Genomic DNA, 11,407 nt, shown 5'->3' on the forward strand with positions numbered 1-11,407 from the left:
ATCAATTGCAAAAATCAATATCAATTATTTTTCCGATGAACTACTATATCATCATTCCTACATACAACGAAGAAAAGTTTATTTCGCTGACCTTGCAATCAATAGTGGAACAAACCGTTTTACCTTCAAAAGTTGTGGTGGTTAATGATGGTTCTACTGATAAAACTGAAGAAATCATTCAATCGTTTTGTGATAAACATTCGTTTATTTATTTGGTCAACAAAACCTCAGATGCAATACATTTACCCGGAAGTAAAGTTATTCAAGCATTTCAAACAGGATTGGAAACGCTAGATGAAGATTACGATTTCATTGTAAAAGTCGATGCGGATTTGATTTTTCCATCCAATTATTTTGAAACAATTACTTCCCATTTTCAATCGGATAACAAAATTGGAATGGCTGGCGGATTTGCTTATATCGAAAAAAACGGCACATGGATACTAGAAAACTTAACGGATAAAGACCATATTCGCGGCGCTTTTAAAGCCTACAGAAAGGAAACTTTTAAACAAATTGGCGGATTAAAACCAGCCATGGGTTGGGATACTGTTGATGAATTACTTTGTAAATTTTACAATTGGAAAGTAATAACCGATGCCACTTTGAAAGTAAAACATCTTAAACCAACTGGAGCAAATTATAACAAAACCGCGCGATACAAGCAAGGTGCAGCTTTTTATACTCTAGGTTACGGATTTTGGATAACAGCAATTGCTTCTGCAAAATTAGCCTTACTGAAGAAAAAGCCATTATTATTTATTGATTATATCAAAGGTTTTTGGAAAGCAAAATCAGAAAAAAAACCACTTTTGGTTACGACAGAACAAGCTAAATTCATTCGGAATTACAGATTGCAAAAGATGAAAGAAAAATTGTTTTAAAGTAAAAACACATAACTCGCAACTAATAACTATTTTTACCAATATTTAAAATTTATGATGCTACTGCGCTATTTATCGCAAATTGGGAAATACTTCTTGATGTTAAAGGAAGTTTTTAACAAACCAACAAAATGGACTGCGATGAGAAAATTAATTTTTAAGGAAGTTGATGATTTAATTATTGACTCTTTGGGGATTGTAGCATTCATTTCTTTCTTTGTTGGTGGTGTAGTTTCCATTCAAACAGCCTTAAATCTTACCAATCCTTTAATCCCAAAATACCTCATCGGATTTGCTACTAGACAATCAGTAATATTGGAATTTGCTCCCACATTTATCTCTATAATTATGGCAGGAAAAATGGGCTCTTTCATCACTTCGAGTATTGGAACCATGCGTGTAACCGAGCAAATTGATGCGCTAGAAGTGATGGGTGTAAATTCATTGAATTATTTGGTTTTCCCAAAAATAATTGCTCTACTGCTCTATCCGTTTATCATAGGAATTAGTATGTTTCTTGGAATTCTCGGTGGTTGGGTTGCTGCCGTTTATGGCGGCTTTGGTTCTAGCGGTGATTTTATTCAAGGACTACAACAAGAATTTATACCGTTTCATGTGGCTTATGCTTTTATCAAAACATTTATTTTTGGAATGTTGCTCGCCACTATTCCTTCATTTCACGGATTTTATATGAAAGGCGGCGCACTCGAAGTGGGAAAAGCAAGTACCGTTTCTTTTGTATGGACATCGGTTACCATCATTCTGGTCAATTATATTTTAACCCAATTACTCTTAACCTAAATGATAGAAGTAAAAGACATCGAAAAATCCTTTGGGAATTCAAAAGTGTTGAAAGGCATTTCTACCATTTTTGACACTGGAAAGACCAATTTAATTATTGGTCAAAGTGGTTCTGGAAAGACCGTTTTACTAAAAAGTTTACTAGGAATTCATTCGCCAGACAAAGGCACGATTTCTTTCGATGGAAGAATTTATGCCAATTTAACACCCGATGAAAAGAGAACACTCCGAACAGAAATAGGTATGGTCTTTCAAGGAAGCGCGCTATTTGATAGCATGACAGTAGAGGAAAATGTAGGTTTCCCTTTAACTATGTTTACCAATAAATCGGCAGAAGAAATTAGAGAACGAGTGAATTTTGTTATTAATAGAGTTAATTTAGTAAATGCTAATACTAAAAAACCATCGGAAATTTCGGGTGGAATGCAAAAACGTGTGGCTATTGCTCGTGCCATTGTAAATAATCCAAAATACTTGTTTTGTGATGAACCCAATTCTGGACTGGATCCAAAAACTGCCATTGTTATCGATAATTTAATTCATGAAATTACAGTTGAATATAATATTACCACTGTAGTAAATACGCACGATATGAACTCGGTGATGGAAATTGGCGACAAAATTATTTTTCTAAAAGAAGGAATTTTAGCATGGGAAGGCACTAAAAAAGACATTTTCAAAACTGATAATGAAGCGATAACCGATTTTGTGTATTCATCCAATCTTTTCAAAAAAATCAGAAAAGCACAGAATAAAGGAGAAGAATAAAATCAATATATTAAATAAACCCAACCCGTTTTTGTTTCCCCTGTTGGTAATTTTATCAAATAATAATATGTAGAACTTGGCAACATGTTCCCATTGTAATCTTGCCCATTCCATTCATTTATATAATTATTAAGTTCATAAACTACCATTCCATATCGATTGAATATTTTAAGTTCAACACCTCCAAATCCTGATAAATTAAAAGTATCATTATCACCATCATTATTGGCTGAGACACCTTGTGGAATAGAACATAAAGTAAGCGATGCATTATATGAATTTGTTCCTGAACATCCTTCACCGTTAGTAATTATCAAGGTATATTCGCCAGTTTGCTGACCTGTTATATCACAAATAGCTGATGCACTAAAAAAATTATTTGGTCCAGTCCAATTATAAGTAACAGTATCAGGATCATAAGAACTTTGAATTGGTATAGCCGTCATTACAAATCTATTCTCAATGCAGGAACTATCTATTGTGAACTCTGGGTTTAAGGTAACAGTGACATCTACATTTGAAGGTTGTGACACACAATTGAATTGATCAATAACTTGAACGAAATAAATTCCTGTATTTGATAAATCAGCTGGGTTTATAGTGGGATTTCGCACATTGGAAGTAAATCCGTTTGGACCTGTCCAATAATAAGTGGCGTTAGGAATAAGGTTTGCATAAAGGTTGAGATTTCCATTATTACATACTACTGGATCTGAACTTGCAGTTGGGCTTTGGGGGTTGCTTCGTAAAGTAATATTTATTACCGATTCATCAAACAAATTACAATTTCCTGTAACACGATATTTAAATTGATAAAAACCAAGTGGAACAGTAGTAGAATTCCAATTGTTATTATTTAATGTTCCGCTATTGGTAGTTTCCGTCCAAACCCCATTAGCATCATAATTTCCAGTTAGCAATGTAAATAAATTTATAGTTCCTTGATTTCCACAATAAGCATAATTGCCGCCTTGTCCAGCAAATGGTGGTATATTGTTTATCGAAAAAGTATAATCCAGCACTTGGTTTAAGCACGAATTTGGATTACCTGCATAGGTTATTCTGACGTGGTAGGTTCCGTTGTTTAAATTTGCATTAAAAGGTGTAAAACTGAGTGTGTTTGTTGTACTTAGAATTGTAGTTGTATTAGACCCTTTCCACCATTGATAATTGAAAAAAGGAAAATTAGGTACTGTTAAAGATGTATTTTGTCCATCACACGAAATATTCTCTGCAGTTATTGTTAAGGGATTTGAATTTACAATTTCAAATAGGCTATTTAATATATTCCCACATCCATCTTCCACTTGAAAATTATAAGTTGCTGGTTGCAAATTTGAAAAGATATTCAAATTCCCATTATCAACTATAAAAGGCAAACCATTTTTTGTAGTTATCCTATATTGTAGCGGATTAAAACCTTCGGCTATAATAAGAACTTCAAAAGTGGTTCCACATGATATGGAATAAACATCAGTAATTCTTGGTAATCCTGTAAACTCAAATTCATTAATGACTTTAAAACAATTAACGGGAGCTGAATTATTAGCGGCATAACTAGTATTAACTTTTAATACCCTAAATTGTCCCAAAAAAGCCAAATTGAAATTAATACTATTGTTAATAAGTGAAACCGAATTTAATCCAGTAGGAACTGTTCCAACTACATATTGAATACCAGTTTGAGGATGACCCCAAGTATTTGTAGTAGCATTAAATTTTTGTAACCAAAAAGAGGTACTGCTTGCATTCGTGCTAGTATGAATTAAATTCAAATTAAAAGAACCACAATTTGGTGAAATTACAACACTAGAAGTATCGCTATATCCTACTATGGTTACAGTTGTTGTGAAAGGATTATTACAAGGATCTGTTGATTGAAAAACATATTCTCCAGGAGGAAGCATGTCAAGGGAAAGTTTCGAATTTCCCAAAATAAGACTGCTCGTTAAATTATTAGGCAATGAAGCGCTATAAGAAGAAGGAGCAGAAGTCATAATTATTGAAGAAAATGATCCCGTAATTTGAACCGAACCAAATCCATCTTGACAACCTTCTAAAACATTAGCTATAGGAGTTTGAGGAGTAGGTACTATATCTACTACCAAGTTACCAAGTTGTCCACATAAATCAATATATGAAAAAGTATAAGTTCCAACTGGCAAGTTTAAAAAACCAGTATAATTTTGTGAATTTATTATACTTGTATAATCATAAGGCATGGCAATACCATAAGAAGTGGGCGAGGAAGTCATAATTAATTGCTGAATATTAAAAATTAATAATGAACCCGTAAAACAGTTAACATTATAAACTGTTGTAGATGGCGGAGCAAAAGGTGTAATTATTATTGTTATGGAATAAATTTGTTGAACTCCACAAATATTTATTGCATTAAAAACGTAGGTTCCTGCCAATAAATTGGAAACTGTTACAATATTATTAGAATCAGAAGAAAAATTTTGAGGCAACGGATTTGGATAAGTTGTTGGAGCTGCTGTTAGTGAAACAGAAGTTACATTTGAAAATCGAACTTGTTTATAAGTACAATCTTGTGGTAATACTTGATAAGAAGAAGAAGGTATTGATAATTGAACAGTTCCATTCAAGTTATAAATAGTTCCACAACCATCTGTTATGGTGAAAGTATAGTTATAAGGTTGACTATAATAGGTGATTGTTTGATTAAAACTATTCCCGCTATTTATGGTTTGATTATAGACAATAGATGCTCCACCGCCAGGAGGAAAAACAGTAGTTGTTACTTGCAATGGATATTTAATTACTCCTGGAGGTGTGTTTGTAGTAGGTATAAATGTTGTTATATTGGCTCCAATCCTCAAAGTGCTACAAGACATAAAAACAGGATTTGTCAAAGTAAAAATTAAATTAGTATTAGATTCTAATAAAGTATACGTTTGAACAACACCTTCACCGCAATTATCAAAAACTCTTATTTGATAAACACCGTTAGTTAATCCAGTAAAAACATTTGAAGTTTGCGACGGTCTTACCATTGGTCCAGCAAATATTTCATAATTTACTGCTGTTCCAGTGCCTATATTTACAGTTATCGTTCCATCATTACCACACATTTCGTTGGTACTTGTTAATTGATAAGTTAAAGTAACACCCGAATAATTTATAGTGACATCTTGCTGTTGAGAACCGCTTTGAGTGCCTAATGATTGAGTAGCAACAACACGGTAATTTCCAGCAATTAATCCACCAAATGTATTGGTTGCTAAAACGGCAATTGGAGTTGTAGTATTAGGTAGTCGATAAATAGAATAAACAATAGAAGAACCACTAGTTGTATTTAAAACAGAAAAACTTAGAGAACCGTTTGCAGTACAAGTTTCATCTGTTTTTGTTACAGTAAGTGTAAAATTTGATAATTGACTAAAGGTCAACTGAGCTATTAGCAAGAAAAACAAAGAAAAACCCAACTTCAAATTATTCATTTACAAATTTTTATACTAATTATATAACGGAAAGATACATTAAAATAATTTTGGTTGCGTAAAATTGTTTTGATATAATTATAATTTGTTAGCCAAAGCCGTAATTCGCTTAATATCTTGCTCTTTACTTTTGGGATAAATCATTAAAACACCTTCTTTGTCCACAATTATGTAATCGTGTAAACCATCAATTACAATAATTTTATTAGCGTCAGAGCGAACAATATTATTTGACGCATTTTCAAGAATTACTTTCGCATTGATAACACCATTATTATTCTCGTCTTTATCAATTTTTTCATGTAATTGTCCCCAAGTACCAAGGTCATTCCAATCGAAAGTAGCTGGTAAAACATACACATTATCTGCTTTTTCCATCACAGCATAATCAATCGAAATATTTTCTGCCATAGCATAATTATCGTTAATAAACTGCTTTTCGTTTTCAGTATTATAGCATTCAAACCCTTTTTGAAACAAAACATTCATCTGCGGTTGAAACTTGCCAAAAGCAGCTGTAACTGATTTCACACTCCAAATAAAAATACCGCCATTCCACAGGAAATTGCCTTGCTCAAGAAATGATTTTGCCGTTTCATAATCGGGTTTTTCGCGAAACTGATTTACTTTTTTAATAGGATTTGTATCGGATTTATCAAACTCAATATAACCGAAACCAGTATTGGGAAATGTAGGCTGAATGCCCAATGTCATCAACGCATTTTCTTTTTGACAAAAGTCAAAACACTGTTGCAAATTAGCAGCAAAAGCGGTTTCATCTTCAATCCAATGATCGCTTGGTGCCACGACCATAACGGCATCAGGATTCTGTTTCTGAATTTTTAGCGATGCATATAAAATACATGGTGCCGTGTTGCGCATCGCTGGTTCTAACAAAACTTGTTTTTGCTTAACCATTGGCAGTTGTTCTAGAACCAAATCATTATAGCGTTCATTGGTTAAAATCAAAATATTTTCTACTGGAATCAATTTTGATAAACGACTGAATGTCTTTTGTATCAGAGTATCTCCCGAACCCAACATGTCGTGAAACTGTTTTGGAAATGCTGTTGTTGAAACTGGCCAAAAGCGCGAACCCACACCGCCAGCCATTAATATGGCGTAATAATTTTTGTTCATTTTATAAAAAATAACTAAGTTGCTAAGGTACTAATTTGCAGAGTTTTTTTAACTATCAACTAGGTAAAATTTCCACCTCCGCATTAGCATTGAACAAATACAATCTTCCAGTTTTCACTTCCAAACATTCATAGCGTTTTACTCGAAGTCCTTTTTTCTGAAAAATTCTCCCATTTTTAATTCTAAATATACTGCCGCTTGGTACTTCGTGAATAAAATGAATATCAGGCTTTCTTTCGTCAAATTGTTTCAGAGCAAATGCCAATCGAGCATCAGTATCGCTACTTGCCGAAGGATTTCTAAAATGATTAGCAACCAAAGGCAAAACCGAATGTGGAAAAATCTCGGGACGAATGAACGAAACCATCAATCGTTGAAAGGTATGTTTCCACTCATTGCCATGTGGTTTTATCATTCGACCATATTTTTCATAAGCCACCAAGTGAGCGATTTCGTGAACCAACGTTATCAAAAAGCGGTATTTATTTAAATTAGCATTAACAGTAATTTCGTGCTTTCCTCCTATTGCTCTCCGATAATCACCATGACGAGTTTGCCGTTCATTAACGATTTTTAAATGCACATTATTGGTTTTGATTAATTCAAAACAACTAGCTACAGCATGTTCTGGTAAATATTTTGATAAAACTTCGCTCATGTTCTGCTAATTTATTACCTTAAATCTTACAAATATCGTCTGTTTTCTTAAATCCATCGTCTGACAGTCTACTTCCATCGTCTGACAGTCTACTTCCATCGTCTGACAGTCTACTTCCATCGTCTGACAGTCTACTTCCATCGTCTGACAGTCTACTTCTATTGTCTGGCAGTCTACTTCTATTGTCTGGCAGTCTACTTCCATCGTCTGAAGGCTTACTTCCATCGTCTGATGATGCATTTCTATCGTCCAACTTCTCACTTCTATCGTCAGGTTTTGTTTTCCAATTCTAACGACACTATATTTTTAAGGTGTTGAACTGGAAACCTCAATGATTTTCCCATTGTGATATTTATTTCCAGTCAAAGCAAAGTTAAAAATATAATCGGCCATTTCTGTTGCCGAAATTGGTGCTTCATAGCCCGGAAAAGCTTCTTGCAGCATTTCAGTATTCACTGCTCCAAGTGCTAAAACATTGAACGCAATGCCTTGTTCTTTATATTCTTCTGCTAATAATTCTGATAATGTTATTACTGCACCTTTGCTAGAACTATAGGCTGCCAATCCAGGAAATTTCATGCTGCCCTGAATGCCTCCCATCGAACTTATCGTTACTACATGACCTCCTTTTTGTAAATAGGGTAATGCGATTCTAGTCAAATTGGCAACTCCAAAAACATTGACTTTATACACATTTTCAAAATCTTCTTGTGTGGTTTGCGAAAAGGGCTTGTTCAACAAACTTCCTGCATTATGAATGACAATGTCGACTTTTTTCCATGTATGAGAAAGAAATTTTTCAATCTCAGCTAACTCCTCTTCTTTTCCTAAGTCAACCGAAAGGCAAATGATGTTTTGGTTTTCGATTAAAACTTGAGGAATTTTTCTGGAAATGGCCAAGACTTGGTGGCCTGCATTAGCAAATTGTAAAGCCAATTCATATCCAATGCCGCGCGATGTTCCTGTGATGATAATGTTTTTCATGTATTTTTTTTCTGAATGCTAAGGTAAAACAAAACCCTTTTAGTTGCCTAAAAGGGTTTGTAAAATAGTTTGAATTAATAAAAACTTTTAACTTTTTAAAAAAGTCAATACTACGAAACCAGTCCTCTTGAAATTACAATTCTTTGAATTTCTGACGTTCCTTCATAGATTTGAGTAATTTTAGAATCGCGCATCATTCGTTCTACATGATATTCGGCCACATAACCGTTTCCTCCATGAATTTGAACGGCTTCATTGGCTACTTCTAGAGCAATTTCTGAAGCATATAATTTTGCCATTGCACCAGAGTGCGCAATATCTTTGCCTTCATCTCTTTCACACGCCGCTTTCATAATTAATAATTTAGCAGCCGTAATTTTTACATACATATCGGCTAATTTAAAGGCAATAGCTTGGTGTTTGAAAATCTCTTTGCCAAATGCTTTTCTTTCTTGTGAATACTTTAATGCCAATTCATAAGCGCCTGTTGCAATGCCTAAAGCTTGTGAAGCGATACCAATTCTTCCGCCATTTAATACATTCATGGCAAAATTGAAACCAAAACCATCAGCGCCAATTCTGTTTTCTTTTGGAACTTTCACATCGGTGAACATTAAAGAATGGGTATCGCTTCCGCGGATTCCCATTTTCTTTTCTTTTGGACCAATTTCAAAACCTGACCAACTTTTTTCTACGATAAAAGCATTGATACCTTTGTGCCCTTTTTCAACATCGGTTTGCGCCAGTACTAAATAGGTTGAGGCTGTTCCTCCATTAGTTATCCAGTTTTTAGTTCCGTTTAGCAAATAGTAATCGCCCATGTCTTTAGCAGTAGTTTTTTGCGAACTCGCATCACTTCCTGCTTCTGGCTCAGAAAGACAAAAAGCACCGATTACTTCTCCTTTGGCCAAAGGCACTAAATATTTCATTTTTTGCTCTTCGTTGCCATATTTTTCAAGTCCTGCACAAACCAAAGAATTATTTACAGACATAATCACCGCCGCAGAGGCATCGACTTTGGAAATTTCAATTAATGCTAAGCAATAGGAAATAGCATCTAAACCAGAACCACCATATTTTGGATCGACCATCATCCCCATAAAACCTAATTCAGCCATCATTTTGACTTGTTCTGTGGGGAATTTAGAATGTTCGTCTCGTTCAATAACGCCTGGCAACAATTCTGCTTGAGCAAAATCTTTTGCTGCCTGTTGTATCATTAAATGCTCTTCGGTTAAATTAAAGTTCATAAGCTTTTTTTAATATGATGATTGTATTTTTATCCATTTAGTGCACAAAAATAGTATTTAAAACTTAAAATTTCAAACGTTTTCGTTAAATTAGAACACAATAAAAAATAATGAAATTATTCAATAGATTTTATATTGGCCTTTGAACTACATCAATCAATTTATCTTATAAAGTAAACCTGAGGTGAGCACAAAATTTGGATCCAGTTTATTTTTAGCAGCATCATTTACAGGATCAAAATTGCTTTGTAAAAAATTAAAATCACGCCTTAAAGTAATTCCCGGTTTAACTTCAAACCAAAGCTTTTTGTAAAGTTTTACTTGTGTGAAGGCAAAAAAGTTCGCATTTAAAATTTGTAGTCTATCATAAGCATTGTCTTCCACCTCAAAAATTGAGGCGTTTAATGTAGCATTTAGTCCATAATACCAATTTTTATTTTCTCTAAATAGCAGCAAAATAGAACTTGGCAAAGTGGCATTGAAGCGCATCTTTTGGGTTTCGTAATTAAAAATAAAGAATGGGAGAATGACATTTTTTCCAAAGTCGTTATTGTAATTAATTCCAGCTGCCCATCTAATGGCTTTATTGGTTTGCGATTGTCTCATATAACCGAAGGACAACGATGGAAAAAGAGCATCAGAAGTAATCGCTGTGTTATATTGGCTTCTTACATTTATTCGAGCTGAACCAATTAAGAAGTTTTTTGCTGTTTTGGTGTAAACAAATGAGGAAGTATAAGCTACATCAAATAGATTTTTGGTTACTGCATCGTCTATAGCTAGTGAACGATAGGCAAAATTATTATCCCATCTAATTTTTTTTGCTATTACTTTGCTTTTTAAAAAATACTGAAAATCAATATTAGATTGTTCAACAGCATTTAAATTGTCGTTTGATGACGGCGCATAATAGGTATGTGACAATGTGGCTCTATTTTCAACTTGAGCAAAAAGAACTGTTGGAATTAACATTCCTAAGTATAGCATTTTAATATTTACTTTCATTTTTTTAATTATTATCGTTGTCAAATTATAGATTATAAAAGTTATTTTGGGTTCGTATCGCAATTTCAAAATCGAAAATAATAATTTTGTGCTATTAAATCAAACCGTCGTAAATATTATAAATTAACCCGTTGGGTGAAATTATTTGAAGTAAAATAAATTAAACAAATGTTGGTCAAGATACTGAAATTCAGTATCTTGAAGTCGCCAAACAACCAATATTTATGACAAATATAGTTAAAAATTATTTTAGAGTTTTAGAAGTTTTAAGTTCTTTGAATTTTGAGTTAGAGTTCAAATCAGGAATTGGTAGAAAGCCAAAAATGACTGATTTAGAAGTGGTTGCATTGAGTTTTACAGCTGAATTTATGTCTATTGATAGTGAAAATTCACTTTTTAAACAGATTTCTCTAAGTGAAATTCCAAATTTAATTGAGCGAAGTCAGTTTAATA

At 33.5% G+C, this 11,407-nt stretch carries 9 protein-coding genes and 1 pseudogene; 4 read left to right on the plus strand and 6 right to left on the minus strand.

The annotated features are described in order from the left end of the window. Window positions 1-35: 35 nt before the first annotated feature. Genes WFZ85_RS13820 through WFZ85_RS13830 form a run of 3 tightly spaced genes read left to right on the plus strand, consistent with a single transcriptional unit; the run spans window position 36 to window position 2,453 of the window. Window positions 36-884, plus strand: a complete 849-nt coding sequence (locus WFZ85_RS13820; protein ID WP_342696877.1) for a glycosyltransferase family 2 protein — start codon at window positions 36-38, stop codon at window positions 882-884. Between the two features lie 54 nt (window positions 885-938). Continuing rightward, window positions 939-1,685: an MlaE family ABC transporter permease gene (locus tag WFZ85_RS13825; protein ID WP_342696878.1), complete on the plus strand. Its 747-nt coding sequence runs from the start codon at window positions 939-941 to the stop codon at window positions 1,683-1,685. Continuing rightward, the gene (locus WFZ85_RS13830) at window positions 1,686-2,453 is read left to right on the plus strand and encodes an ABC transporter ATP-binding protein (protein ID WP_342696879.1); all 768 of its coding nucleotides are present in this window, start codon (window positions 1,686-1,688) and stop codon (window positions 2,451-2,453) included. 2 nt (window positions 2,454-2,455) lie between these two features. On the opposite strand, the gene WFZ85_RS13835 is transcribed toward WFZ85_RS13830, so the two are convergent. From WFZ85_RS13835 to WFZ85_RS13860, 6 genes are all read right to left on the minus strand, one after another. After that, the gene (locus WFZ85_RS13835) at window positions 2,456-5,917 is read right to left on the minus strand and encodes a gliding motility-associated C-terminal domain-containing protein (protein ID WP_342696880.1); all 3,462 of its coding nucleotides are present in this window, start codon (window positions 5,915-5,917) and stop codon (window positions 2,456-2,458) included. Between the two features lie 78 nt (window positions 5,918-5,995). Beyond that, window positions 5,996-7,057, minus strand: a complete 1,062-nt coding sequence (locus tag WFZ85_RS13840; RefSeq protein WP_342696881.1) for a mannose-1-phosphate guanylyltransferase — start codon at window positions 7,055-7,057, stop codon at window positions 5,996-5,998. Between the two features lie 55 nt (window positions 7,058-7,112). Continuing rightward, window positions 7,113-7,715: a SprT-like domain-containing protein gene (locus WFZ85_RS13845; RefSeq protein ID WP_342696882.1), complete on the minus strand. Its 603-nt coding sequence runs from the start codon at window positions 7,713-7,715 to the stop codon at window positions 7,113-7,115. Window positions 7,716-8,021: 306 nt separating this feature from the next. After that, the gene (locus WFZ85_RS13850) at window positions 8,022-8,699 is read right to left on the minus strand and encodes an SDR family NAD(P)-dependent oxidoreductase (RefSeq protein WP_342696883.1); all 678 of its coding nucleotides are present in this window, start codon (window positions 8,697-8,699) and stop codon (window positions 8,022-8,024) included. Window positions 8,700-8,809: 110 nt separating this feature from the next. Further along, window positions 8,810-9,949, minus strand: coding sequence for an acyl-CoA dehydrogenase family protein (locus WFZ85_RS13855; RefSeq protein WP_342696884.1), 1,140 nt, complete (start codon window positions 9,947-9,949; stop codon window positions 8,810-8,812). 156 nt (window positions 9,950-10,105) lie between these two features. Beyond that, entirely contained in the window at window positions 10,106-10,954 is an 849-nt protein-coding gene (locus tag WFZ85_RS13860) for a DUF6268 family outer membrane beta-barrel protein (RefSeq protein WP_342696885.1), read from the minus strand. A 224-nt stretch (window positions 10,955-11,178) separates the two neighbouring features. On the opposite strand from WFZ85_RS13860, the pseudogene WFZ85_RS13865 reads away from it, so the two are divergent. Next, a pseudogene (locus tag WFZ85_RS13865) lies at window positions 11,179-11,407 on the plus strand (IS982 family transposase); the annotation flags it as partial.

The organism is Flavobacterium aureirubrum, from assembly GCF_038739835.1.
In the GTDB taxonomy this organism is placed as follows: domain Bacteria; phylum Bacteroidota; class Bacteroidia; order Flavobacteriales; family Flavobacteriaceae; genus Flavobacterium; species Flavobacterium aureirubrum.

Coding starts and splice junctions, on each gene's coding strand:
- WFZ85_RS13820 (WP_342696877.1), top strand. CDS start 36: ATGAACTACTATATCATCATTCCTACATACAACGAAGAAAAGTTTATT.
- WFZ85_RS13825 (WP_342696878.1), top strand. CDS start 939: ATGATGCTACTGCGCTATTTATCGCAAATTGGGAAATACTTCTTGATG.
- WFZ85_RS13830 (WP_342696879.1), top strand. CDS start 1,686: ATGATAGAAGTAAAAGACATCGAAAAATCCTTTGGGAATTCAAAAGTG.
- WFZ85_RS13835 (WP_342696880.1), bottom strand. CDS start 5,917: ATGAATAATTTGAAGTTGGGTTTTTCTTTGTTTTTCTTGCTAATAGCT.
- WFZ85_RS13840 (WP_342696881.1), bottom strand. CDS start 7,057: ATGAACAAAAATTATTACGCCATATTAATGGCTGGCGGTGTGGGTTCG.
- WFZ85_RS13845 (WP_342696882.1), bottom strand. CDS start 7,715: ATGAGCGAAGTTTTATCAAAATATTTACCAGAACATGCTGTAGCTAGT.
- WFZ85_RS13850 (WP_342696883.1), bottom strand. CDS start 8,699: ATGAAAAACATTATCATCACAGGAACATCGCGCGGCATTGGATATGAA.
- WFZ85_RS13855 (WP_342696884.1), bottom strand. CDS start 9,949: ATGAACTTTAATTTAACCGAAGAGCATTTAATGATACAACAGGCAGCA.
- WFZ85_RS13860 (WP_342696885.1), bottom strand. CDS start 10,954: ATGAAAGTAAATATTAAAATGCTATACTTAGGAATGTTAATTCCAACA.